This is a genomic window from Rhodospirillales bacterium, assembly GCA_016712595.1.
Taxonomy (GTDB): domain Bacteria; phylum Pseudomonadota; class Alphaproteobacteria; order Rhodospirillales; family Defluviicoccaceae; genus Defluviicoccus.
In genome coordinates, this window is record JADJQT010000002.1 from 84,273 (window position 1) to 109,698 (window position 25,426).

A 25,426-nucleotide genomic window follows, 5' to 3' on the forward strand; every position below is an offset into this window, starting at 1 on the left:
CGCATGAGCCGCGCTCTTCTCCTCACCGTCGGAACGGGCGACATGTCGCGGTTGGAAGAGAGCCTGTTCGCGCCCTTGCGTAAGTCGATCGAGCAGGGCGAGTGGGAACGTGTCGTTCTGCTGCCGTCGCTGGTGACGGAACAGTACGCGGCGGAATTGAAAGTGCGCTGCGGAGGCGACCTCGTTCATGTCCAGCCTTTGCCGGCGGCCGGGTTAGAGGATGACGCCGACGCCTGCTTCGCACACTTCGATCAGGCGATCGGCGCCCTCCGCGATGACGGATTCCCAACGGCCGACATCGTCGCCGATTTCACCCGCGGTACCAAGGCGATGAGCGCGGCGCTGGTGCTGGCGGCCGTACGCCACGACCTATCGACGCTGCGCTACATCATCGGCCCGCGCGACAACCGCGGTATGGTCAGGTCAGGGATGGAGCAGATCTTCGAGATCAGCCCTGCGATCGCCACCGCGCGCAAACGCTTGGACGCTGCGTTTCAGTTCACTCGTCACGGCAACTTTGCCGGCGCACTCGCACTGCTGGACAACGATTCGAAAATCAACGGCTGGCCCTCGGCACTCGCGAACGCCGTGCCGGCGTTGAGGTCGGTGCTCCGGTTCTACGCCGCGTGGGACCGGCTCGATTACCGGACGGCCGCGGCCGTCGCATACCCGGTTATCGCTTCGCTGCCAGAGTGGCACGTGCTCTGGCCGACGCCCGCGATGGCGATGTGGACCGCTCGTCTCGCCGCCCCCGCAGCGCTGGAGGATTTCCCCGCCATGGCAGCCCGGCTCAGGCTGCTGGCCTGCGACCTTCATGCCAACGGCGAACGCCGCATCCGCGACCGACATTTCGAAGATGCCGTGCTGCGTGGGTACAGGGTGCTGGAACTGGTGGGGCAGATCCGTTTGTTCGGCCACGGTCTCGATTCTGGCCACCTACCGCCCGACCAACCGGCGGTCCAGAAACTTTCCGCGAAGCTTGCGAAAGCCGGCAGTGTTGAGCTTGGCATGCGACCTGATGGCTCGCTCACCGCAGCGCGCGAGCAGGTGGCTCGATTGCTGAAGGTTCTGGGCGATCCGCTGGCTTCGGACCTGCTCAAGTTCGATGAACAGCGGACGCTGCTTAAGGTGTCCGCCCGCAACAAAAGCGTGCTCATCCACGGCTTCCAGGCCGTCGGCCAGGACGACGACGCGCCGCTGCGTGAGCTTTATCGCGCACTTGAAGCGCTTCTCATCATGGATGGCGGCGACGTCACTCGGAACGACCTGCTGATCGCCCGGCAAATGGCCTTCTCAATCAGTCCAGTTTCTGTTTTGTAGAAGCCTGTCCTCTGCCGCCAACGTCCGGTCTAATTGAAGTTGCAGGGTAGGCCAGAATGGAGGCTTCTGGTGGCAGCATCAGCGGTTTCCTCTGCCCTGCCCGGCTAACGAGGACACCAGCTACCCTGCATTCGGCGCTCTCACTGTCAATCGGCCCTTTAATCGCGGGTGGCTGTCAACTTCTCATTGCTGAACTTTCTCCCTGAAGTGGCAGAGCCAATTATCCGGTTTTGATGCTGTTTTCAGCGGTTCGATCGCGGATGGTTGTTAACTCCGATGTCGTCTCCATGCCGGGGTCAGGGTCCTTTCCGAGGTCTGAGCCTCATGATTGTGTTCGGGGTGGGTGCCTCAACGTGCGCTACGGAGTGCGAGAAACTCGCCTTCAGCCCCTTCCTCGTACCCATCCGGCGAGGGCCGCGGCTGGAGTGGGTTGCCGGACCGGCGCAGTTGTGAGCGGCTATGCGGCGGCGCTGATTGGCTCTGGTGCCTGCCAGTTCCAGGGCAGCAGCTCGTGGATGCGGCTGGTGGGGTGGCCGGGAAGGCGGGCGAGGACGGAGGCCAACCAGGCGCGGGGATCGATGCCGTTCAGCTTCGCCGTCTCGATCAGGGTGTACATCGCCGCCGCGCGACGACCGCCCTCGTCCGAGCCGGCGAAGGTCCAATTCCGTCTGCCGACGGCGATGCCACGCAACGCGCGTTCCGCGGCGTTGTTCGAGAGGCAAACCCTGCCGTCGTCGAGGAAGCGGGTGAAGGCGGTCCAGCGCTTCAGCAGGTAGTCGATGGCTTTTGCCGTCTTCGACTTCGCCGACAGCCTCGCGTTCTGGTCGCGCAGCCAGGCTTCGAGGTCGAGGATCAGCGGGCGGGATCGCTGGTTGCGGACGGCCAGACGCTGCTCGGCCGAGGCGCCGTTGATCTCGCGCTCGATCGCGAACAGCGCGTCGATCCGCTTGACCGCCTCGATGGCGATCGGCCCCTGCTGCAGCTCCGCCAGCTCAAAGAAGCCGCGGCGGCCATGTGCCCAACAGCCGGCCTCGGTGATCGGGCCAGGCCGGCGATCGCTCTTGTACAGCCGGCCGAAGCCGGAGAAGGCGTCCGCCTGCATGATGCCGGTCCAGCCCGCGAGGAAGCGTTCGGCGTGCACGCCGCTGCGGTCGGGCGAATAAAAGAAGACGGCGGCCGGCGGGCCTGTTCCGTCCAGGTGGGGACCGCCGAACGGCCGGTCGTCGCGGACGACGGTCCACAGCCGGCCTTCCCGCGTCTTGCCCTTCGCCAGCACCGGCACCGGCGTTTCGTCGGCGTGGATGCGGGCGGCGGCGCGGACATGCGCCTCGATCGCCGCGGTCAGCGGCTGCAGGGACACGTCGCCGGCGCGGGATACACGACGCGGGTGCGCGGCAAGTGTTCCGGCAACGCACGGCGCGCCGGCTTGCGTGGCGTCGCGGCGCTGCGCGCCGGGGTCGGGCTGCGCTCCGCCGCCCGCAGCTCGGCCGCGGCATCGGCCTGGGCGACGGTCTCCTGCAGCTCGGTCAGCGCCAGCTCCAGCTGCTCCAGCCGGGCGCTGCGCTCGGACGACGTGCCGAACCGTTGCCGGCGCAGCCGGGCGATCTCCAGCTTGAGGCGCTCGATCTCCAGGTCGAGAACCCGCTTCGTCTGCTTCGCGATCGCCGCCTCGGCCTCGGCAGCGAGCCGGCCTGCGCGCTCGGCGAGGATCATCGCGTGCGCTTCGGCGAGGTCGGCGGGCAGCGGCTCGGGCGTCGTCATCACGACCCGAACTGAATCAGATTCGCACACCTTTGTAAGCTGTTATCTCATCCGGCGGCGATCGGACGCCAAGTTCGCCGCGGCATCCTCCAGTCTATGCCCTCGAGCAGATACGCGAGCTGCGCCGGCGTGATCGTCACCGTTCCATCGGCCGCCGACGGCCACAGAAACCGACCGCGTTCGAGACGTTTGGCGAACAGGCACAGGCCCTGGCCGTCGTGCCAAAGGATCTTCAAAAGGTCACCGCGTCTTCCGCGGAAGACGAACAAATGACCACAGTGCGGGTCCTGCTTCAGCCTTTCCTGCACCTGCAGCGCCAGCCCATCGAAGCCGCGCCGCATGTCGGTGTGTCCGGTCGCCAGCCACACCCGGGCGCCGGTCGGAACGGCAATCATCGCCGATCCAGCACGTCCAGAACCCGCCGCAGCGCCTCGGCGTCGAAATCGCCAACCACGCGGACACAGCGACCCGCGCCGAGTTCGATCTCGATCACCCCCGACCGACCTTGCCCAGGCTTCGCGGGCGGCATCATCGCCGGCACACCCGCAGCCCTGCCCGCAGGCCCCGCCGCGACGGCCTCCGTCGCCGCCACCTCGTTCGCGGCCGCGTCTTCCGCGACCTCGACGGCGACGAAGGACGGCAACTCCGAAGCACCGGGGATGTCGATCACGCCCAGCGCCGCCAGACGCCGCCATTTGAACACCTGTGCCGGCAGCAGCCCATGCCGCCGCGCCACCGCCGAGATCACCACTCCCGGCGCCGACGCCTCCGCCAGAACCGCAAGCTTCTGCCCGAGCGAGAACCGACGCCGCCGCTCGACCCGTCCCAGTACCTCACCCTGACGATAAGACATCGATCTTGCGCTGCCGCTAGCTCCAAATCCGAGCCAAATGCCGCACAAAATCCCGCCTCACCACAAGGCGGCCTTCACCGGATGCGTACCTTTTTTCGCAAGGCGGGCGCCATCGATGCCCTTAACGGTCAACGCCGCCGAAGGGTTGCCTCTCGGCGGCGTCGTACCAACTACAAACTAACCCAAATGCACCAGTTGTTGATTGCAACTGTCAACTTCAATCAGCGTCGCTCAATCCATAGCGCGTGGCCAGCACCACGAGGCTTGCGAGCAAAATCCCGGTTGCGATTTGCCGATTGATCGGCCGCCTGCCCCAGGTTCGTCTTATTATTGTAATAAAAAAACATTTTTTGTGGACGGTTTTTGTTAACAGTCCAAACTGTCCAACGTAAATTATATTAATGTATCAATAAGATATTGATAGTTGGATAGTTTGGATAGTCATACAGAAGATATATACATATACGCACACCTAATACGTAAGCCGCAAAACTGTCCAACCAGCCAAACTGTCCGTAACCATGTGACTCCAAACGAGTCCTTTTGGACAGTATCGGACAGTTTACTTGTCGGAGTCACCGCCTTCGGGCGATCTGGAAGCGTCCGCCATTTGATGGCAGGCACCGATGATGGCGTTGGGATCGGGTGAGTCGTCGGCAGCGGAACGAGGGTGAGGTTACCCGGTACCCCGGCCCGGCTGCCTTGTGATGCCGCCACCGATGCCGTTCTCGGCCTTTCCTGCGGCAACAGCGGAGCCGCGTCCGCGGCTGGTCGCGGCGGCGATTCGGGCCAGCGTCCTCGCGCTGAACCGCCCGACGGGGATCGATAGGCGAGATGCTTGCCGCGATTGAGAGCGTTAGCAGAACATTTCCCGCTACGCGCAGTGGGAAAGCCGCTTTTCCCACCTTGCAAACCGGGCGTTCCCTTTTTGTTTATGGCCTATTTGGGGCAATTTGGCCGGAGTGATATTTGCTAAGTGCTTGATTTAATTGGTGGAGCCGAGGGGGGTCGAACCCCTGACCTCCGCAATGCCATTGCGGCGCTCTCCCAACTGAGCTACGGCCCCGACGTGCGGCGCGTTTGGGTGACCGCGCCGACGGACGAGAAGGTACTGGCCGGATGGCGGCGGGAGCAAGGGAAAACGTAACACGTGCGATCGACTGTCTGCCGGACGCCCGTTCTCCCCAGCTGGCCGCCGCTTTCTCGGGCGCCAGCCCCGGTGTTACGCCTTGTCCTCCATCTCGTCGTCGACGTGCTCCATCACCTCGCCGATGTCGTCGTCGTCGGCGCCGAGATCGGAGGTGTCCTCCATCAGCTCGCCGCTCTCGTCGGCAAGTTCATCCTCGGCGGTCTCGTCCTCGGCGACGTCAAGATCGTCGGTTTCGACGTCCGCCACGTCGATATCGGCCCGATCGTCCTCGGCCACGGCTACTCCGGCGCCGGCACCGATGCGGCCATGCGCCGTCTCGTCCTTCAACGCGGAACTAGGCCGCTTCGGCTTCGGCGTCCGCTCGGGATCATGGACGGCGCCGCAGGCGGGGCATACCATCGGGTCCCGGCGCAGGTCGTAGAAGCGCGCGCCGCAGGCGTGGCATGTCCGCTTCGTTCCCCACTCGGGTTTGGCCACTGATCGTCCTCCGCTTGTTGTCCAATGCATAGATGTTCGCCAATTGCCACGTTTGCTTTCGGCGTGTCAAAAGCAAAAAGATCGGGTGCTTGCCCGCGCCTGGTTACCCTTTCACGTGTCTGCTGAGAATGGAGAGCCCATGACGCCGATGATCGCCTACCCGTCGGCTTCGCTGACCGGCGAGATCCGCCTTCCGGGCGACAAGTCGATATCCCATCGTGCGCTGTTGCTGGCAGCGTCGGCCACCGGCGAATCGGTTATCGACGGCCTGCTCGAAGCCACCGATGTGCTCGCCACGGCGGATGCGTTGCGCGCGCTCGGCGCCGAGATCGAGCGGCGGGACGGCCGGTGGCACGTACACGGCTGCGGCACCGGAGGCCTGCGCGAACCGCAGCGCGTTCTCGACATGGGCAACTCCGGCACCGGCGCGCGGCTGCTGATGGGGCTGGTGGCGAGCCAGCCGATCCTGACATTCTTCTGCGGCGACGATTCGCTCTCGCAGCGGCCGATGCACCGCGTCATCGAGCCGTTGAGCCTGATTGGCGCCGCGTTCTGGGCGCGCGAGGGCGGGCGCCTGCCGCTGGCCCTGCGCGGAGCCACGGCACCGCTGCCGATCGACTACCGCCTGCCCGTCGCCTCGGCGCAGGTGAAGTCGGCGGTCCTGCTCGCCGGCCTCAATGCCCCCGGCCGGATGACGGTGAGCGAGCCGCAGCCGACGCGCGATCACACCGAGCGCCTGCTGCGCAGCTTCGGAGCCGAGGTCTCGGTCGAAGAACTGACCGCCGGTGGGCGGCGCATCACCCTCGTCGGCGAGCCGGAACTCGCCGGACGGGCGGTGGAGGTCCCGGGCGACGTGTCCTCGGCGGCGTTTCCGCTTGTCGCCGCGCTTGTCGTGCCGGGCTCGCGGGTTACGCTCAGCGGCGTTGGCATCAACGCGCAGCGAATCGGCCTGATCGAGACCTTGCAGGAAATGGGCGCGCGAATCGATATTGTCGCCCGCGGGGGGCGGGAGGCTGGCGCCGACGGGAATGGCGGCGATGGCGAGCCGATCGCCGATCTCATCATCGAGGCCGGTCCGCTCGAGGGCGTCGATGTTCCCGAGACGCGCGTTCCGGCGATGATCGACGAATTTCCGGTGCTGGCGGTGGCCGCCGCCTGCGCCCGCGGCGCGACGCGGATGCGTGGCCTCGCCGAGCTGCGGGTCAAGGAGAGCGACCGCCTCGCCGCCATCGTTCAGGGCCTCGTCGCCTGCGGGATTCGCGTCGATGCCGGGGAAGACTGGATCGAGGTCCACGGTGCCGATGGCCTGCCGCCCGGCGGCGGCCTCGTCGCCACCCACTTCGACCACCGCATCGCCATGGCCTTCCTCGTCCTCGGCCTCGCCGCCAGCGCCCCGGTGCGCATCGACGACGGCAGAGCCATCGCCACCAGCTTTCCGAGCTTCGCGCCGCTGATGGCCGAGCTGGGGGCGCACATTGACGTGATCGAGCCCGCCGCGTAACTCGTGTCCAAATGGCGTGGCGTCAGCGGCGGCTACGATTCGGCGCGAACCGCGGACGGGGGCGCCGCCGCTGCGCCCGGCCCGGACCGTGCGCCCGCGCGCTGCAAGATCTCCTGCATTTCGCCGAGGGTCTTCGGCAACGGCTGGTCGGCGCCGATCAAACCAGCGTTGCGCGCCACCTCGCCGAGATCGAGCAGCATCGGCCGGCGCAGGTGCGCCTGACGCACGAGACGCGCGTCAGCCAGCGCCCGTGCCGGCTCGTCACAGGCGATCATGCGCCCGCCGGCGAACAGCGCCACCCGATCGGCCCAGTCGAGGGCGAGATCGACGTCGTGAGTGGCGAAGACGATGGTGGTGCCGCTCTCCGCCAGCCGGCGCAGCGCCGCCAGCAGGTGGGCGACGCCGTGGGGATCGAGCCCGGCGGTCGGCTCGTCGAGCAGCAGTACCTCGGGCGTCATGGCGAGCGTACCGGCGATGACTACCCGGCGCTTCTGCCCGAGGCTGAGCGCGTGGATCGGCCGGTCCGCAAGAGGGGCGATGTGCAGGTCGTCCAGGGCACGAACGACGCGCTGGCGCACCTCGGCCTCGGCGAGGCCGAGATTGAGCGGACCGAACGAGACGTCCTGGTAGACGGTTCCGGCGAACAGCTGGTCGTCCGGGTCCTGCAGCACCAGCCCGACCCGGCGACGCCAGGCGCTAAGCGCAGCCCGGCCATAGCCGGCAGGCTCGCCGTCGAGGCATACCGCGCCCCGCTCCGGTCGCAAGGAGCCGTTGAGGTGCAAGAGCAGGGTCGTTTTGCCCGATCCGTTCGGCCCGAGGATGGCGAGGCGCTCGCCGGCCTTGATCTCGAGGTCGAGCCCGTCGAGCGCGACGCCGGCGCCAGGATAGCGGAAATAAACCCCGCGCGCGGCGAGGATCACCATAAGAGAAATCCTGGTGGGAGAAGCGTCTGTGTGACCGTACTGATGCTGATAGCGACGATGCCGCTCAGCAACAGCAGCGTCAGTGTAAGAAAGACGGGCGAGCAGCGGCGCTCCGGTGACAGGACGCGCAATTCGCCAGTATAGCCGCGCGCGGCGAGCCCGGTCTCCATCCGGCTCGCCCGGTCGAGGACGCGCGGCAGCAGCGCGGCGGCGAGAAGCCCCGCCGAGCGGATCGTGCGCCGCAATCCGACGTAGCCCAGGCGTGCCTCCTGCGCCGTGCGCCCGTTTGCCGCCGTCTCGAGGGTGATGGCGACGAAGCGATAGATCAGCAGCATCATCTCGACGATCGCCACCGGCAGCCCGGCGCGGCGGAGCAGGGCGAGCGCGTCGGTCACTGGCGTCGTCAGGATGAACAGAAGCAGCGATGCGCTCGCCGCCAGCGCGCGCAATGAGACCGCGCCGGCGTCGCGCAGCCCGGCCGCGGAGACGGACAGCGACGGTATACCGCCGTCGAGGTGCAGCGAGACCGCCAGCGAGGCCGCGCCGACGCCAAGGAAGCCGAGCAGTGGCGCCAGCACCCGTGCGCAGTCGCCGGCGGGAAGGCGCGCACCCGTCAATGCGATGACGACCGCCGATGCCGCGACGAGCGCGGCCCCCGGCAGTGGCGGCAAAAGGAGGGCGAGAAGCAGCAACCCGCCGCTCAGGACCGCTTTTTCCGCCGGGTGCCGTCTGGTCCAGCGATTGCCGAGGGCGAGGCGCTCAACCCGCAGCACGGGATCGCGGAGTCGATCGTTCGGGCTCGCCGCGTGTCCGCTTTGCTTCGCCACGCCGCAAACCGAAGTAATAGCCGAGAAAGCCGGCGCCGAGCGCCGCCTGCAGCGAGAACAGCAGGCTCTCGATCTCGCCGCTGGGCGGCTCCCAGACCGAGGAGAACCACGGCCGGTAGTCGGGCCGGATCTCGGTGATCGCCGCCTCTGCCTGGTTGTCGGAGCCGGTGAACTCGGCGTTGTTAGCGAACGAATAGAACAGCGGTGCAATGCCGACGATAGCGGCGGCGGCGAGCAGCAAGGTATTGCGGGGGGCCATCAGTGCGTCTTCCCAGTAAAGGCGGCGAGCCCCTGGACGTCGGCACGGCCATAGGATTGCAGCATGTTGACGACGACGACGGTGAGCAGGCCCTCGATCACCGCCAGCGGGACCTGCGTGAATGCGAAAATCGAGGCGAACTTGATGAACGAGCCGGCGAGCCCGCTGGCGGGATCGGGGAACGCCAGCGCGAGCTGGGCCGAGGTGGTCACGTAAGTGGCGAGATCGCCCAGCGCGGCGGCGAAGAAAACGCCCCAGGCCAGCGATCCGCCGAGCGCGCGCACCAGGTGGAAGAGTCCGTAGGCGACGAAGGGCCCCACGATCGCCATCGAGAAGATATTGGCGCCCAAGGTGGTCAGCCCGCCGTGGGCGAGCAGCAGGGCCTGGAACAATAGGACGATCGATCCCAGCACGGTCATCACGCTGGGGCCGAACAGCACGGCGCCGAGGCCGGTGCCGGTCGGGTGCGAGCAACTGCCGGTGACCGAGGGGATCTTCAGCGCCGAGAGCACGAAGCAATAGGCCCCGGATGCCGCGACCAGCAGCTTCGCCTCTGGGTGCTGCTCGATCACCCGCGTCAGCCGCCAGCCGCCGTAGACGACGAATGGTGCTGACGCCGCCGCCCAGCCGAGGCAGTGCTCGGCCGGCAAGAATCCTTCCATGATGTGCACGCAATAACCCTCCGTCCGCGGCGTTCTCGTGTGAACCGCTCCGTTGCGAACGGACTCCGCCCCTATCGACGGCGCTACTTTCGCCCGCCCGGTGCACCCCGCCCGGTACGATCGCTACGGAAGCGGCGACGGCAGGTCTCCTGGCTCGCGGGTCGCTGCGCAGCTCTGGCCTTCCCGGTTTCCCAGTGGCCGTGCTCGGGCGTGCGCTCGCCGCTCACAGTTGCGGGGGCAGCCACGGCAGGGGATCCCCTTGGGGTCGCTCCCGTCCGTGTTCCCTTTTGATCCCCAGGCTCTATCGCCCTTAAGGGGAACCGTCAGCGTCAGTATAGGTCGCGGCTCTCCACCGTCAAGCAACCGCCTTCATTCGCCGCCTCGCCAGAGCCGGCATCTGCATCTCGATGGATGGTCGCGGCCTATCGATGGACCACGTGTTCATCGAACGGCTGTGGCTGTCGCTGAAGTACGAGGTGTCTACCCTGAAGGGCTACGCCGACAACCGAGAGGCGCGGGCCGGCATCCCCGTCTGGATCCTCTCTTATTGCAACTGCAAACGCCCGCCCCATCAGGCGTTGGCGGGCCGAGCACCGATCACCATGCGGCGCGAGGGCGTCATCGGCGTACGGGGCGGCAACGCCGTGGACATAACACTGCGCCTGGACGACTCTGCCGCGCCGTCCGCATGCCCCCAGCAAGCCAAAAACGGCTTGCATCATAGGGGGCATTTACACGCAGTGCGGCTCAAACCACACAGACTCGATCCAGTCCAGCCAATGCCGGGACTTAACACCTTCGCTTAACGGAGCGGCCGCACAACCAGCAGCGGGCTATTCACGATTCCGCCATGTGGAATTGCTCAACGGGGGATAGCAATGGCGTGCCGCCGGTCCTCCAGCGTTCGAGGGCGAGAGTAATCCGCTGAGCGGCGTGCCCGTCGCCGAAGGGGTTTACGCGCGACACCATTTGGGCATAGGCCTGTTCATTCTCCAGCAGGCGGCTCGCCTCTTCGGTAATCGCCGAACGCGAATTTCCGACAACCTTCGAAAGCCCGGCCTGGAACGCCTCAGGACGCTCGGTCAATTTGCGCAAGACGAGCAGCGGCTTACCCAGCGTTGGCGCTTCTTCCTGTACGCCGCCGGAATCGGTGAGGATCAGGTGGCAGCGGCGCATCAGGTTGACGAAGGCAAAGTAGTCAAGGGGCTCGGTGAGATGAATCCGCTCACCGTCGCCGAGCAGCGTCATGACCGTCTTTCGGACGTTTGGATTGAGATGGACAGGATAGACAACGAGAAGATCAGGGAACCTCTCGATGAGGTCGCGGATCGCAAGGCAGGTATTCTCCAGGTCCTGCCCCCACGACTCCCGCCGGTGCGACGTGACGACGAGTACGCGATGACCCTCGAACGGAATGCCTGCGAGCGGCGAGCCCTGCAGGTCGAAGGGGGCCTTGAGCAAGTCCTCCAACGCGTCGACGACGGTGTTGCCGGTCACGATGATGCGTTCGGGAGCAACCCCTTCGTGTAGTAGCTCCCGTCTCGCCAAAGGGGTTGGCGCAAAATGCACCTCGGTCAGGACCGACGTCAGGCGTCGATTCATCTCCTCGGGAAACGGATTGCGCATGTCGTGGCTGCGCAATCCCGCTTCGACGTGGGCGACCGGTATACCGAGATGAAAAGCGGCGATGGCCGTGGCGAGGACCGTCGTCGTATCTCCCTGGACCATCAGCAGGTCGGGCTTAAGCTCCCGTAACGTCTCGTCCATCGTCGTCAAAACGCGCGCCGCAAGTTCCGACAGGGACTGGTTCTGGCGCATCAGGTTAAGGTCGATGTCGGGGCGAATTTGGAAGATCGAAAGCACTTGATCGAGCATTTGACGGTGTTGAGCCGTGGCCACGACAATTGTTTCGAAGTGCTCGTCACTAGCGCGGAGCGCGTGCACCACCGGCGCCATTTTGATCGCTTCCGGCCGGGTGCCCATGACGACGGCAACGCGCTTGCGCGTCAGACAAGTTGATTCCGCAGGTGCGGTTGGCACGATTCCCTCGCTGGTCAGGGGGGCGGGCGCCCCGAATGTCATTCGCGGAGACGCGCAAGTGAATTCGCTCTCGTCTGCGCTCGCGTCGTAGCGGATGCCGCGGTCACAGTCACCCTCCAACACCGGGCGACCCGCAAGACCGAACGCCCGTGTTGCGGCAAGATCGGGGCACATCGGGAGACACTCGATGTGGCGATGCAGACCCTGGGTAGCGCGCCGCCGTCTTACACAACCTATTATTACCTAAAGCGCCGCGAAATTCCAATCAGAAAAGCCGCCGCGCAGGTTGTATTTTTTTTGACGCAAAGTCCGCCTATTGGTGATGGCGATCACCGCAGGCGGGCAAGAATCGGTATGCTATAGGCTTGTAATGCGGAGCGGTAGGCGCGTGTACGGTGGCGTCCGCTGCGAAAGGCCGCGATGGTTAGCGAGCCGCAATCGGCGGTCTCTTGTTGCAAGTGCGTGATCTGGACTATAAGCAGGTCGCGCAACTGCGGACAGGCACTTGAGCAGGCGGTGAGGCTGATTGTTTGCAGGGCATTTGATGCGTGCGCCAGCATCCGGACGCGGTTGATACGGATCGCGATGTTATGTCACTTGCCGGACGAAGTCAGGGGGCAGGAGGCGTGGCTCGGCCAAGCCGGGCATGCCCGCGCCGGCCAGGTACGGCCGGGGCGTGGAGGGCAAGCGGCGTGAGGCCGGTGCGCAGACGAATTGGGATGGCGCGAAAGCGCTCGCTTTTCGCAGCGTTAACGGGTCATCGGATCGACACGCCGCCGAGGTCAGGATGGAAGGCGCATACGATGTTATCGGATCAGGCACGCGAACTACGTCGCACGGATAGGGAATGACGACTTGATGCATATCAAGGATGGACCTCTGAGATCCGAGGATAACTTGGCATCGACGTTCTCAGCGTCGAGCGAGGACATCGATCTGCAGTGGTTGTTGAGAACGCTCCGCCGCCGAATGTGGGCGATTGTCTTGCCTGCTGTGCTGACGGCGATGGTCGTTGCCGCTTTCATGGTGGCCACGCCCTCTTACTACGACGCAACGTCGAGCGTCATGATCGACCCGCGGGAAACGAAGCTTCCCGATCTGCAGTCGGTGCTGAGCGGGATGCTGACCGATGATGAGGCAATGGCCAGCGAACTCGCGGTTATCAGTTCCCGCGATCTCGCCTACAGGGTCGTCGATTTCTACGATCTGGTGAACGATCCAGAGTTCAACGATGATATTGATCCGAGCGAGTTCAGTCAAATAACCTCAGGCATTAAGGACTGGATCAAAACGCAGCTCATTGCGATCGGCCTCAAGGATCCGCCGAAACCACAGACACCCGAAGAGGAGACGGCAGCGGAGAAAGCTGGTGTCGTCGACAATTATCTGGACGCGCTCAGTCCCGAACTCGTAACCAAGTCCCGGGTCATTTCGATCACCTTCCGTTCCATGGATCCGGAGCGGGCGGCGAATGTGGCGAACAAGGTTGCCGATCTCTACGTTCGTGAGGGGCTTGAGGCCCACTACGATGCGACGCGCCGGGCCACGGAATTTCTGACGGGCAAGATCGCTGACCTCCGCCAGACCGTCGATGCGTCCGACCGGGCGGTTGAAAAATTTCGCAGCCAGGCGGGCCTGCTGCAAACCAATGCCGGCACGCTTCTCTCGCAGCAGATCTCCGATCTTAACGGACAGCTCATTCTGGTTCGCGCGTCGCGCGCCGAAGCGGAAGCAAGGCTTTCCCAGGCGCGACAGTTGATCCGGACTTCCGGCTCGGCTGAAGCGGCGCAGGACGTATTGAAATCACCTATCGTCCAGCAACTGATTGAACAGGAGACGCAGACGAAACTGAAGGTCGCCGAGCTTAACGACGAATACGGTGCTCGTCATCCGCGCATGGTCGCTGCCAAGGCCGAACTGGCCGACGTGCAGGCAAAAATCAAGCGCGAGGTCTCGAAAGTGGTGAACGGCCTGGAAAATGAGGTCGGTATCGCCCGGGCACGCGAAGAAACACTGCAGAAGAGCCTTGATAGCCTGAAGAGCCAGTTGTCGCAGTCCAATGCATCCGAGGTAAAACTGCGCGCCCTTCAGCTCGACGCGGATGCTGACCGTGCGATGCTGCAGACGTTCCTTAACAACGTCCAGCAGACGAGTTCCCAATTGGACTCCTCGGTCAACGACAGCAACGCCCGGGTCATCTCCCACGCCGATATTCCGGACAAGCCGGCATTTCCGCCCAAGACACTCATCGTTCTCGTTGCCTTCATTGCCTCCGGCTTACTGGCGGCGCTGATCGTTCTCGGCATCGAGCAGATGGATAGCGGCTACCGCTCGGGAGCACAGGTGGAGAAGGGCACGGGGCTGCGGACGCTGTCTCTTATCCCACTCACGCGGTCGGGGACGGGCGGCAAGAATCCGGCCGATTATTTGTTGCGCCATCCATCGTCGATGTTCGGCGAGTCTATCCGCACGCTTTACACCAGTATCTTGCTGTCACCGGCCGGCAAGCTACCACGCAAGCTCCTTGTCACATCGTCGCAGCCGAAGGAAGGCAAGACGACCATTGCCCTGTGCCTCGGCCGGATGCGTGCTCTCGCCGGACATTCGACAGTGATCATCGAGGCCGACTTAAGGCGCCCGTCTTTGCACCGGCTGCTCAATGTCCCTCGTCGCCCCGGTCTGACAGAACTGATTCTGGGCGAGGTACAACTGAGCGACGTCCTGATCAAGGATGCCGAGTCCGGCGCTTACGTCATCCCTGCCGGAAAGCTCGCCCCCGACCCCACCGAAATCCTGTCGTCAACGCGGATGTCGGCGTTGCTTAGCGAACTTGCGGAGAAGTTCGAACTTGTCGTCGTCGACTCGCCACCGGTCGTCGCGGTTGCCGACTCGCGTCTTCTCGTTCCTCAGGTCGATTCCGCAATCCTGGTCGTCGGCTGGGCAAAGACGTCGCGAGACGTAGTCGGGCTCGCCGCGAAGCAACTGCAGGAAGCTGGCGGAAACGTTGCCGGAGCCGTGCTGTCAATGGTCGATTCCAAAAAGCACGCAAAGTACGGTTTTGCCGACTCCGCCTACTACTACGGGCCGGTCCGCCGCTACTACACGTCGTAGCCGGGACGGTTATCGACGGGCCTCTACTGCAACAAACTCCCGGTCCAAGCTCCGGTCGGTGCGCTTGCGCGTCGACCGGAGCTTGGTGCATTTAAGATCTCAACCGCGAAATACCGAAAGCCGGGAGGAAAGGCGATGTTGGCTCGGTGAGCGGCGAGCGTCACATTGCGGTTGATGCGGCGTTACGCCATTGATGATTTGAGGTGTTCGGCCAATCTCAAGCTCAGCGCAACCACGGTTAGCGTCGGGTTCACGGCGCTGACCGTCGGGAAAACGGAGGCGCCTGCGATGTAGAGGTTGTCGATGCCGTGCACGCGGCAATGGCGATCGACGACCCCGCGCTTGGTATCGTCACTCATCCGCGTCGTGGACGCTGGATGATAGTTCTCGTGGCCTGGAAACGTCGACGGTGTCGGCCCCGATTGTAACCATTCGTGGACGTGCACCCGACCAAATCCGGCCTCGCCGACGACCTCGCCAATGATTTCGATGCTGCGCTGCACCGTATGAATGTCGAGCGTGGACAAACGCCAATCGACACGCACCTTCTGCATGCCTACGCTGTCCCGTTCGGCAATCAAGGTGACCCGACTGTCAGGATTGGGGACCGTCTCCCATTCGGGATCAAGTCGGATCATCGTTGCGGCGCTCGTGCGATTCCAAATGTCGCGAGCCGTGCCGTCGAGGTCGCCCAGCAAACGACCGAGCTTGTCCATGAGGTCGCTCGGCAGCTGCCCACGGCGAATATCACGGAACAAAGACCGCAGAGCCACATATCCATCGCTCGGGTCGAGGCGCCCGTCCTTGCTCACGGGATTAGCCCACGCGCTGAATTTGGCGAGTTGTTCGCGCGCCGCTTCCTGCGGCGTGACAATCAGCCGCGGCAAGATGGTCTGCATCGCCGAAAGTGGGCGTGCCATGACATCGGCAGGCTCAGAGAGCACGATGTCCGCAGCATAAAAACCCGGGTGGTTGGCATAATATCGGCCAACGAGGTCATAACTGTTGCCGATCCCGGCCGGACTCTGCGCGTTCGAGGCAAGCATCAGGCGTGCCGTTTCGACGGCACCCATGGCGATGACGACGATGCGCGCCGTGATCGAAAAGTTTGGGCCATCGAGGCAGGCGACGCGTAACGCGGTGACGTGACGGCCGGAGGGGTCCGCGGCGATTTCGACAACGTTGGCATTGAGCAGCGTGCGGACGTTGGCCGATTGTTCCAGAGGTTCTCGATAAACTTCACCGAACCGCGTTGGAGGGCTCAGTTGGAAAATTGCGCCGGCAATCCGTTTTCCCATGAACGGTAAGCGGTAAAATTCGGCGAGGGACTCCTCCCACGAGACATTGTCCCAATGCTTTGTGGGTAATTGGACGATGTCACACGCGGGATCATAGTAGGGGGCAACATCGGCGATGGTGATCGGCCAACCACTATCAGGAATCCAAGGACGGGTGGAAAAGTCGTCCGCGTCGAACGGTCGGCAAACGCCGCCCCAGTGATTAGTGCATCCGCCGAAGTAGCGCAGACGCGAGACGTCCAGCTCGTAGAGGCCCTGACTGATCTCGCCGGCGTAGAGCGCTTGAGTGCGATCGTTAAACTCGAAACTGCCGCTTTCGACGAGAAGGACCGAGAACGATTGGCCTTCGAATTCGCGAGCGAGGGTAATGCCAGCGGCACCGGCACCCACAATGCAGATATCGAAACGAAGTACGCTTCCGTCGGGTATCGTTCTGGCGTCGTCGATCACGATGACGGCTCTCCTTCAGGAAAAGCGAAGGCGCACTTGGCGCCGGAAAGTGGGAAGAAAGGGCCACTTCAATGGCGTGCGAAGGGTATGAACTGCGGCACTACGTCAGGGCAGCAAGCGCGAACAATCGGCTCTCAGTCTGAGCCAGTAGCCAGCCGTCCAGCCATACCGTCCGCGCGGCGTTGAAGTCGGCGCGGATCCGCTCACGCAGGTAGGTGTGCAACGCGCTGTCATCGAGTTGCTCTAGGGTCTGCTGCCCCCCAGGCGCACCAGCGATCAGGTTCGCAAAAAGCCAATCGGCGTTTGCCTCTTCCGGGCGCATGCCGAGATAGGCCCGGCCCATCTCGGCCGCCGTAGCCGGTTCTGAGAATATGGCGACGGCCCGCCGCATGCTGTCCTGCCGCCCGGCACCTTGACGACCGGCAAAACGCGCCAAAACCGGCCAGCCGATCGCAACTGCGAGAGCTGTAAGCACCGAGCGGCGACAAATCATCCGTGTGGGGCCTCCTCGCGGTGTCGACACGCTCTCGGTGGTGCCGGCAGCAGAGATCTCCGGGCGCGAAAGACCTTGCCCTGGCGCCGCGCGGCGTGCGATGCCCGGTGAGGTGGGGCTCATGACGATTACCCGAACCGACGACGCGCGAATTCGTAGATTTCAATATCGGGTGCGCAAAGCTGTTCGATCTTACGCCGCAGCTCCGGTGTTACGAGCCGCTTTTTGCGAGTATCTTCCACCTTCCCTTTGTTTTGGTGGCGAATATTTACGGACACACCTAAAGTTTCCTTGAGCTTCGTCTGGAAGCTTGCCATGTCCTCGACAAAACCAACGGCGGAGAATTTTTCCAGGTTCCGTTTTGCCGCCTCGACTGCCTCGGGCGAACTAAAGTCGGAATTCGAAGGCAGGCCCGAGTAAAATTCCCCAAAAAGGACACCATACCTCGCGCCCTGTTCGGTTTCGACGAACTCTTCAAGATCGACGTGAAGGCGGGCCCACTCCTCCGGTCCATCCAGATCCCAGAAGTAGTGCGAGATGTATCGCGATACCGGTTCCCGTAGAATAGTTACGAATTTATAGGTCTGGTTAAAATTCTCATATGCACACTCGCTGAAACGCACATGCGCGGCGATGCACCGGACGCCACAGAACATGTGATAGACGAGCACCCGTTCGCGTAGATCGAGGACTGAGGGCCAGACTTGTTCCGTCGTCGTGTCTGGCGCATAGGCTTTCGCCGCATAGAAGCTGGCACCGGAAACGACCCCTGCCTGTGACGGGAGGTAGCGCATGCGAAGGGCGCGCGCGACCGACGTGCCGGCGCATTTCGGGACGTGGTGGAAAATGACCGGATGGCCGAGGAACTTGTCGGCCATCCATGCCTGTAGCTGCTTGCCATTCTCGACAATATTCATGTTCCGACCTCATCGAAGTTTCTTGCCCGCATTAGGAGACAATCGGCGTGCTCTCGCTCAAGACGCTGAACTGGTGCCGGTGGCGGGGTTCTTCCCTGTTTCAATTGCGTCGTACAGCCGCTCGTGTATTCCGTACTTGCCGCATGACGTCCGTGCGACCGCAGGAGGTTGCCGCTGAAACCTTTCGTGCAAAAGCGACACCAGTAATGTTTGAAAAAGTGGAAATACGTCCCCAACCCTAATTCCAGGCCGGGTTATCCGTCCGAACGGCGGACGTCGGCCGAATGGCGAACCGCGTCGATATCCATCCGTTCTACGCTCCGCTGACGATGTCAGTTTCCGGATGTCTATTTTTGCGCCCGTCTATAGCAAGCCGTGGCGAGCGAAGCAAACGGGGCAGCACAATCGCCGCTCACCGTTATCGGGTAGCTGACCACTGGCGGGCGCAAAGGCGCAATCCCATAAACGACCAAAACACCATGCCGCCAACGCCGTACATGCTGTTGTATGATGCCATCATTGCGATCATGGCCACGCATATCCCGGTCGCGGCTTGAACGACCGATTCATTCTCACGGTCGATGATTCCAGGGGGGCGCAACATCAATGCCGAAATCCCGATCAAGATCAGGATCGCCCCCGGCCAACCCAGCGTATAGGGCACGAACAGCAAGCCGCTATCGATGTTGAAGGTGACGGTCGTCGTTGCCGAATTGAGTTTGGTGGCGATTCCGACCGCGCCGGTTCCCGTTCCCCAGACGTTGGTCAGAGCCCGCTCTGTGAGCGTGTGGTAAAGCTCGGAGCGGGCCACATAGCTCTTGTCTCCCTCGAGATCGTTGAAGGTGGAGAGGCGCTCGGCGAATTTCTCGCCGATTGAGCCTGTCGTCAGGACCGGCAGGCAGATAACGGCGATCGCGAAGAGGCCGAAGACAAGTTTGGCACGGCGCGTACCGCGCAATTTGAAGACGAGGAAGGCGACCGAGATCATCCACCCCAGCCACGCCGTACGCACGATGCACAAAACGAAGCCACCGAGAGCACAAACGGCGGTGAGATAACGAAGGATACCCGATGTCACCAGGATGATTACGAGGCTCGGCATGGTGATGGCGCCGTAGGCCGTCGGTGAGTTCATTGTGCTGAATACGCGCACGCGCATCGGAAACGGGTATCCGATGGAGGTGATCGTCGTGCTGCGCATCCATGCGGCGTCCCAGGCCGGCAGGAAGAAATATTGGTAAACACCATAGGCGCCCATGATCGCGCCGCCCCAAAGGAACGTCTTGAAAATAGCGTCACGATAGTCGGGGAAATTTTTCCAGTCGGATGCGATGCCGAAACCGAATGCGATCGGCACGATCCAAAGCAGCAGGTCATAGGCGGCGGGAACCGGACCGGATAAAATACAACCGACAAAAAAACCGTAAAGGCAGGCGATGAGGATGAGAATAAATGGAATGTACGAAATGCGGTAAAGAACCGGCAGTTTTTTAATCAGCACAATAAGGGAGATTGCCGCTGCCAGGATCGAGGCCAGCGTGACCGGATTGGCTTCTATCCATCCGGCCTGATAGTCAACCACACGCCGGACGAATGGCGTGATCATGAACAGCCAGATGACGAACGCGACGTACTGAGCCCGGTTGGTAAAGAACAAGGCGCCGGCAAGTGAAATCGCGGCCACCGGGTAAAGCAGCCGAACGACGCCGCCCATCTTCATGAACAGCAACATCGTGAAGACCAGCGAAAAGATGAGAATGGCGCTGTTCGTCAGCATCTGCCGGTAGGAAACCTTCGCCGGCAATACTAGGGAGGTCACCGGCCGGCTAAGCATCTGTTCTCATCCCGTCGGCAACCGCGCGATTTACGATTATCAATCGTCGCTCGATCTTCGAAAAGTTGCAATACCCGTGTTCGTGTATCGGGCGCATAAGGGTTACTCGCCGTTCTGTTGCCTTGATACGCGATCCGAGCGCGCTTTGCGAACTTTGCCGATGTCGCTACGATTGATGTAAAGACGCGGAAGCGACACGCCGAGCACGAGTGGATAACTCGCGAGTGTGGCGATAAACCGCAAGACCGAGGACGCCAGTACGGCGAAGGATGCGCCGTCCATGCCGTATCGCGGTGCAAGAAAGAAAAGCAAGCCGACAAGCGCGACCATCTCGATGCAACGCAGGATGCTCGCCGTCTCCGGTTTGCCGGTAGCAAAGAACGCCTGCGAGAGAATATCGCACGTCGAGCCGAGAATGACGGCGATAAGCAGGCGTTGGAAGATCGATACGGCCGGCAGAAACTCATGCCCGAAAAGGTTGCCGATGAGGAAATCGGCAAGGATTAGCATCGGCAAACCAAGCACGAGCATGGAGAAAAGGCCGATCCGTGCGGCGAGGTCGGTCATCGCGATTGCCTGTGTCGCCTCCTGACCCGACGCTTTCGGAAACAGAACGAGAGCGATCGCCATGCCCATCTCGTTCATCGCGCGCGCCATGGCGACGGCGACGACATAAAGACCCACCGCCGCTGGCGGCAAGAGATAGACCAGCACAATGCGATCGAGAAAACGGCTGAGTGTCTGAACAGTATCGACGATAAGGGAACGCAGACCATATTGCAGCAGAGTCCGGACCGGTGCGAGGAGATTCCGAAAACGCGGTTGGCAAGTCTTCCAGATCCACCATAGTGGCCAAAATACGAATATGCACGTGTTGAGCACATATGGAAGTGACGCGGGGATCGGATCACGGATCGTGGTGAACAGCAGGTAAATACCAAGGACGATGGCGGTAACCAGTGGCGTAGCAACACGCACGCCATTGAAGATATCGAATTCATCCTTCGCGCGCAGGATCGGTGTTGCCACCTGCATGACCGTCCACATCGGCGTTGCCAACATCGCGATCTGCGCGGCGCGGATGATCGGCTCCGATGTGTTTTCCAGCCAATACGGAATAATCAGGACCCCGATCAGGCTTGACGCGATGCCAAACACGAACGCGAGCGTCAGTACGGCGCCGACGAGTTCTGGCGTCTGCGCGGGGGTCTTCTTGACGTTGTAGATGATCGCGCTTGGCAGGCCGACGACGGCGAGCTGTCCCGCGACCTGGAGCCCGATGATAATCGATGTCAACTCGCCCCGGCCCTCGGGGCCCAGTATGCGCGCAGACAAGATACCGCCAACGAACGCCAGGACAACGACGACGCCGGTGAAAAATATGGTCTCGAGGACTCTTAGCGCCCCCGGGCGAATGCCCAGTGCCCCGCCGACGCGCCGAATGATGTAAGAGAAGAACATGCGGGAGCTTCTTCCAACTCGGTCAGGGGAGAATGCTCAGATCGTCACGCAGAGCAGCGCGACACAAAAGGAAGATTCAGCATCGCGCGACGCTTGCCGGCGATTCACCAAGCGGGACCGGCGCGCGAATGCCCGCCCGTCTCGCCTCAAGCAGCGCCCAGGTTGCCGCGGAAATCTCTTCGATCATGCGCGTTTCGTCGGGTGTTAGAAGTTTCCGGCCGTATGTATTGACGTCGTTCAGGCTGCGTCCGGATACGTGCGCGCGCTGGGGCAACGCCGCCGACGGTGTGGCTCGTGCCGACGACTTGGCGGCATACCGCCGCGCAAGCTTTTCCGCGACGGCGTCGGACCACGGAAGGCCGAGGATCGCGTAGAGGGAACGATATGTCTCAAGCGGCCGGTCGATCGTATCTTGCAGCGCCACGAAGTGCATGTCTGGTGTCGTTTCTGACCATCGCAGGAGCGTCGTATAAATCACATGCCAAAGGGCCGCCGCGCCGATCGCGCTGTTTGCGAAGTGCTGGCCATAATCCGCGCGCAGCTCGGCAAACTCGATGCCGACCTGTGCGAGGCTGTCAAGAACCGCGCCGACGCCCGAGTCCCATTGCATGCGCTTGTAACTTGCGGCAACGGCCACGGCAGGTCGCACTGTGACGACAACCGGGATATTGTGGCGTTCGGCGACATCTTTGGCGGCCAAACACGCCGTTGGATCCTTCCAGATGACCGTCTTGAGGGACCAGTCGAGGCGGCAGGCGAGATAGGCCATCCGGGCGCGACCGCCAATCAGTCGTTTGACGATGCGGCGCACCCCCTTTTCGCGCGGCCAATCGAATGGCTTGAGGTCGAGTTGGACCCGGCGAATGGCGTCGACGCATCCGTCCAGGCGCTCGAAGGAGAAGTCGTTCGCTCCCGGCACCTCGTAAAAGCGGGACATCACCCGCAGTCCGAAGTTGGGATTAAACGGCTCATAGAGATAGCGAACGCCGTTCGCCAAAGCGAGATTGGTGCCGACCGGGGTTGTTCCCGACCGGGGACATCCAGTGACGAGAATGACATTTCGGGCGCGAGACATCGGCACTCGACTCGTTGAAGTCTTCCGTAAATATGTCGCTCGAACCAAGCTTTAGTCGTTCGTTGCTTGGACCAAGATGAACTGGCACTCGGGCCGACAAGCAGGCGGCAGGAGACGAGCCGGAGCGCTTGATACTCTTGCGCAAGTGCGTTGTCCAGGCACATGACCTCCGCCGACCAAACACAACCAAAAAGGGTGGCAGAACGGCAACGCCGTCTCATCATGCGGCACGGACGGATATCTAGCGTTGTTTTGGTGCTTTCGGGATGCGTATAAGCTTGCGCCCGATGGCGTCCGAAAGGTATCGGCGCCGCATTTTCCATTGAAGGGCGAAGATCGCGCTCATGTCCGCCTTACTATCGCCGGCGACCAGGGGGGGGACAGTTCGCGACCGCGATGTCGCTAACCCTGACACGGGCCGCTTTCCCTGCCGCACGCTGCAGATCGGCATTCGATGGTTCTCTGAAACCGCGGGCGGGGCGGCCCGTTATTACTACCATCTGGTGTGCGCGCTCGCTGACATGGGCGTGGATGTCCGCGGCCTCGTCATTGGATCGGATGCTGCAGCGCGGGAAACCGGCGGGCGGGTTCGCGCGTTCTCTGAGGACAGCGTGTCATTCGCCGCGCGGATGCGGGCGGCCCGCCGCGCGATCGAAGCGTCCGTGCGGGATTTTGCCCCGCATCTCATTACCTCGCATTTTGCGCTCTTCGCCGTACCCGCGCTGGACCTGATCCGCGATCATCCGTACGTCGTCCATTTCCATGGACCGTGGGCGGCCGAATCTCGCGCCGAAGGCGACAGCCGGTTCGGGGTCGCCTACAAACGGCTGATTGAAACCCTTGTCTACCGGCGAGCCGATCGATGCATCGCCTTGTCACACGCCTTCGCCCGCATTCTGGTCGAGCGCTACGGTGTCGCGGAGGATCGCGTGCGCGTCGTGCCGGGCGGAGTCGACGCAAGCCGCTTCGAGCGCACAGAAAGCCGAGGCGATGCGCGCGACGTGCTCGGCTGGCCACGCGATCGGCCGATCATCCTTGCCGTGCGACGACTGACGCAGCGGATGGGGCTCGGTAATCTTATCGAGGCGATGATCGAGGTTCGCCGCCGGGTGCCGGAAGCCCTTTTGCTGATCGCGGGCAAGGGTGCGTTGCGTGCGAGCCTGGAGTCCCAGGTGACAGCACTTGGGCTTCAGCAGCATGTCCGGTTTCTTGGCTTCGTACCGGATGCATCGCTGCCGCTCGCCTACCGCGCGGCTGATATCGTCGTTATGCCCACACGCGAGCTTGAGGGATTCGGCCTAACCGCCGTCGAAGCGTTGGCAGCGGGAACGCCCGTGCTTGTTACCCCGATTGGGGGACTGCCCGAGGTGGTGCGGCAGTTCGATGATCGCCTCATCCTCGAGGGTTTGAGCCCAGAGCACATCGCCAGCGGAGTCGCGCGCGCATTTGTCTCGCCATCGTGCCTCCCGACCGCCGGCGCCTGCGCCGACTTTGCCCGGCGGACTTACGACTGGCCGATCATCGCCCGCGCTGTGCACAATGTTTATCATGAGCTTGCATGACGCGGGGTTTACCATGAGCTTGCATGACGCGGGTCGTGGTTTCGCCGGGAGTATTTTCCGGCCCGCTCACTTCGTGTATAGGAAGCGCAACGGTGATCCCGACGTGCCGCGTGACTGATCGAGCGGATGACCACGCGCTGTGCCATCGTACTCCTCGGTTCCCGTCCGAACTCTTCTCTCAGGCTTTTCGGAGCGGCAGACGCGGTGAACCAACCAAAACGGATTATCATCGTCACTGATTACGCCTGGGTAATCGGCGGCGCATCGAAGGTGGCGATGCAAAGCGCCGTGGCGCTGGCGGAGCGCGGGTACGACACCTACCACTTTTCCGCTGTTGGTCCGGTCGCGAAGGAACTTGCCGCCGCTCCGGTCAACGTCTGCTGCCTGTCCCAGCCGTCGGTTCTGGATGAGCCGAACCGCTTCGTCGGCGCCCAGAAGGGATTATGGAACCGCGAGGCAGCGCGCGCGTTCGCGCGGTTGCTGTCCACGGTCTCGCCAGACGATACGATCGTCCATTTCCATCAGTGGACCAAGGCGCTGTCGCCGAGTATCTTCAGGCCGGTGCTGGATCAGCGCTTCCGTTTCGTGGTGACGCTGCACGACTACTTTATGGCCTGTCCGAACGGTGGGTTTCTCGATTATCCAACCACCGAGATCTGCACGCGCAAGCCTCTGACCGCCGGGTGCGTTGTTTGCGACTGTGACCCGCGCAACTACGCACACAAGCTGTGGCGGGTCGCACGGCAATTGATTCAGAATCGCTTGCTGCTGGCGTCCGCCGGACTTACGGACGTGATCTACGTCTCGGAATTCAGCCGCGCCGTGCTTGCCCCGCATCTTCCAGCGCAATTGAACTGGTATTTCGTTCCCAATCCGATCCAGGCCGAACGCACCCCGCGAATTCGTGTGGCCAAAAACCGTGCCTATGTCTTCGTCGGCCGGCTCTCGAAAGAGAAGGGGGGGTGCATTTTCGCACGGGCGGCGAGGCGCGCCGGCGTTCCCGCGATCTTCATCGGTGATGGCGAAGAACGTCAGCAGATCATGGAGGCCAACCCAGATGCGGAGATCACTGGCTGGGTGAAGCCGGGCGAAGTGTACGCTCGTCTGAGCAACGCGCGGGCGCTGATCTTCCCTTCCATCTGGTATGAGATGCAAGGTTTGACCGTCGCCGAGGCCGCGTCGATGGGCGTGCCGTCAATCGTCGGCGACCGTTCGGCGGCACGCGACTGGGTTAGCGATGGCGAAACGGGGCTTCATATGCGCGGTACGAGCGATGACGACCTCACCGCCAAACTCGTGATGCTGCAGGACGATACGGTGTTGGAGCGGATGTCGATCGCGACGTACGACGCCTTCTGGCGCAACCCGCCTGATGTCGAGAACCACGTCAATCATCTCGAGGAGACCTATCGGGCGGTCTTTTCCGCTGAGCGGAATTGAAGGCGTCGGGCT

20 protein-coding genes, 1 tRNA gene, 1 pseudogene and 1 riboswitch are annotated in these 25,426 nt (G+C 62.8%); of the genes and pseudogenes, 6 read left to right on the forward strand and 16 right to left on the reverse strand.

Going from position 1 to position 25,426, the window contains the following annotated elements; genetic code table 11:
- Positions 1 to 3 precede the first annotated feature (3 nt).
- Complete coding sequence (locus IPK66_12320) at positions 4 to 1,320, forward strand: TIGR02710 family CRISPR-associated protein (GenBank protein MBK8176008.1); 1,317 nt, start codon at positions 4 to 6, stop codon at positions 1,318 to 1,320.
- Between the two features lie 457 nt (positions 1,321 to 1,777).
- Here IPK66_12320 and IPK66_12325 read toward each other — a convergent pair.
- From IPK66_12325 to IPK66_12345, 5 genes and pseudogenes are all read right to left on the reverse strand, one after another.
- A pseudogene (locus tag IPK66_12325) lies at positions 1,778 to 3,084 on the reverse strand (IS66 family transposase).
- Positions 3,085 to 3,128: 44 nt separating this feature from the next.
- Positions 3,129 to 3,476 carry an IS66 family insertion sequence element accessory protein TnpB gene (gene tnpB / locus IPK66_12330; GenBank protein ID MBK8176009.1) on the reverse strand — a complete coding sequence of 116 codons (348 nt, stop codon included), beginning with the start codon at positions 3,474 to 3,476 and terminating at the stop codon, positions 3,129 to 3,131.
- A complete protein-coding gene (locus IPK66_12335; GenBank protein MBK8176010.1) occupies positions 3,473 to 3,934 on the reverse strand; it encodes a transposase in 462 nt (153 codons plus the stop codon). Before IPK66_12335 ends, tnpB begins: the two co-directional genes overlap by 4 nt.
- A gap of 990 nt (positions 3,935 to 4,924) precedes the next feature.
- Positions 4,925 to 5,000 (reverse strand) — tRNA-Ala (locus tag IPK66_12340).
- A gap of 156 nt (positions 5,001 to 5,156) precedes the next feature.
- A complete protein-coding gene (locus IPK66_12345; protein MBK8176011.1) occupies positions 5,157 to 5,561 on the reverse strand; it encodes a TIGR02300 family protein in 405 nt (134 codons plus the stop codon).
- A 139-nt stretch (positions 5,562 to 5,700) separates the two neighbouring features.
- On the opposite strand from IPK66_12345, the gene aroA reads away from it, so the two are divergent.
- Positions 5,701 to 7,062, forward strand: coding sequence for a 3-phosphoshikimate 1-carboxyvinyltransferase (aroA, locus tag IPK66_12350; GenBank protein MBK8176012.1), 1,362 nt, complete (start codon positions 5,701 to 5,703; stop codon positions 7,060 to 7,062).
- Between the two features lie 32 nt (positions 7,063 to 7,094).
- Here the strand turns inward: aroA and IPK66_12355 are convergent, their stop codons facing one another.
- From IPK66_12355 to IPK66_12370, 4 genes are read right to left on the reverse strand one after another with little or no spacing between them, the layout of a single operon-like run.
- A complete protein-coding gene (locus tag IPK66_12355) occupies positions 7,095 to 7,985 on the reverse strand; it encodes an ABC transporter ATP-binding protein (protein ID MBK8176013.1) in 891 nt (296 codons plus the stop codon).
- A complete protein-coding gene (gene cbiQ, locus IPK66_12360) occupies positions 7,979 to 8,758 on the reverse strand; it encodes a cobalt ECF transporter T component CbiQ (GenBank protein ID MBK8176014.1) in 780 nt (259 codons plus the stop codon). Before cbiQ ends, IPK66_12355 begins: the two co-directional genes overlap by 7 nt.
- The gene (locus tag IPK66_12365; protein MBK8176015.1) at positions 8,745 to 9,071 is read right to left on the reverse strand and encodes an energy-coupling factor ABC transporter substrate-binding protein; all 327 of its coding nucleotides are present in this window, start codon (positions 9,069 to 9,071) and stop codon (positions 8,745 to 8,747) included. The genes cbiQ and IPK66_12365 overlap by 14 nt, the downstream gene beginning before the upstream one ends.
- Complete coding sequence (locus IPK66_12370; protein ID MBK8176016.1) at positions 9,071 to 9,742, reverse strand: energy-coupling factor ABC transporter permease; 672 nt, start codon at positions 9,740 to 9,742, stop codon at positions 9,071 to 9,073. The genes IPK66_12365 and IPK66_12370 overlap by 1 nt, the downstream gene beginning before the upstream one ends.
- A 112-nt stretch (positions 9,743 to 9,854) precedes the next feature.
- Positions 9,855 to 10,073: riboswitch (cobalamin riboswitch) on the reverse strand.
- An 88-nt stretch (positions 10,074 to 10,161) separates the two neighbouring features.
- On the opposite strand from IPK66_12370, the gene IPK66_12375 reads away from it, so the two are divergent.
- The gene (locus tag IPK66_12375) at positions 10,162 to 10,539 is read left to right on the forward strand and encodes a hypothetical protein (protein ID MBK8176017.1); all 378 of its coding nucleotides are present in this window, start codon (positions 10,162 to 10,164) and stop codon (positions 10,537 to 10,539) included.
- A 31-nt stretch (positions 10,540 to 10,570) separates the two neighbouring features.
- Here IPK66_12375 and wecB read toward each other — a convergent pair whose 3' ends face one another.
- Complete coding sequence (wecB, locus tag IPK66_12380) at positions 10,571 to 11,815, reverse strand: UDP-N-acetylglucosamine 2-epimerase (non-hydrolyzing) (protein ID MBK8176018.1); 1,245 nt, start codon at positions 11,813 to 11,815, stop codon at positions 10,571 to 10,573.
- A gap of 855 nt (positions 11,816 to 12,670) precedes the next feature.
- Between wecB and IPK66_12385 the strand changes: the two genes are divergently transcribed.
- Positions 12,671 to 14,884 carry a polysaccharide biosynthesis tyrosine autokinase gene (locus IPK66_12385; GenBank protein ID MBK8176019.1) on the forward strand — a complete coding sequence of 738 codons (2,214 nt, stop codon included), beginning with the start codon at positions 12,671 to 12,673 and terminating at the stop codon, positions 14,882 to 14,884.
- A gap of 182 nt (positions 14,885 to 15,066) precedes the next feature.
- Here IPK66_12385 and IPK66_12390 read toward each other — a convergent pair whose 3' ends face one another.
- The 6 genes from IPK66_12390 to IPK66_12415 form a co-directional block, all read right to left on the reverse strand.
- Positions 15,067 to 16,632: a GMC family oxidoreductase gene (locus IPK66_12390; GenBank protein MBK8176020.1), complete on the reverse strand. Its 1,566-nt coding sequence runs from the start codon at positions 16,630 to 16,632 to the stop codon at positions 15,067 to 15,069.
- A 100-nt stretch (positions 16,633 to 16,732) separates the two neighbouring features.
- Complete coding sequence (locus IPK66_12395; protein MBK8176021.1) at positions 16,733 to 17,125, reverse strand: hypothetical protein; 393 nt, start codon at positions 17,123 to 17,125, stop codon at positions 16,733 to 16,735.
- Between the two features lie 128 nt (positions 17,126 to 17,253).
- Complete coding sequence (locus IPK66_12400) at positions 17,254 to 18,042, reverse strand: sulfotransferase family 2 domain-containing protein (protein MBK8176022.1); 789 nt, start codon at positions 18,040 to 18,042, stop codon at positions 17,254 to 17,256.
- A gap of 418 nt (positions 18,043 to 18,460) precedes the next feature.
- A complete protein-coding gene (locus IPK66_12405) occupies positions 18,461 to 19,876 on the reverse strand; it encodes an O-antigen ligase family protein (GenBank protein MBK8176023.1) in 1,416 nt (471 codons plus the stop codon).
- A gap of 102 nt (positions 19,877 to 19,978) precedes the next feature.
- Positions 19,979 to 21,337 carry an oligosaccharide flippase family protein gene (locus IPK66_12410; GenBank protein MBK8176024.1) on the reverse strand — a complete coding sequence of 453 codons (1,359 nt, stop codon included), beginning with the start codon at positions 21,335 to 21,337 and terminating at the stop codon, positions 19,979 to 19,981.
- 76 nt (positions 21,338 to 21,413) lie between these two features.
- Positions 21,414 to 22,412, reverse strand: a complete 999-nt coding sequence (locus IPK66_12415) for a hypothetical protein (protein ID MBK8176025.1) — start codon at positions 22,410 to 22,412, stop codon at positions 21,414 to 21,416.
- Between the two features lie 344 nt (positions 22,413 to 22,756).
- Between IPK66_12415 and IPK66_12420 the strand changes: the two genes are divergently transcribed.
- Both IPK66_12420 and IPK66_12425 read left to right on the forward strand, forming a co-directional pair.
- Complete coding sequence (locus IPK66_12420) at positions 22,757 to 23,974, forward strand: glycosyltransferase family 4 protein (protein ID MBK8176026.1); 1,218 nt, start codon at positions 22,757 to 22,759, stop codon at positions 23,972 to 23,974.
- A gap of 204 nt (positions 23,975 to 24,178) precedes the next feature.
- Entirely contained in the window at positions 24,179 to 25,414 is a 1,236-nt protein-coding gene (locus IPK66_12425; GenBank protein MBK8176027.1) for a glycosyltransferase family 4 protein, read from the forward strand.
- The last annotated feature ends 12 nt before the right edge of the window (positions 25,415 to 25,426 follow it).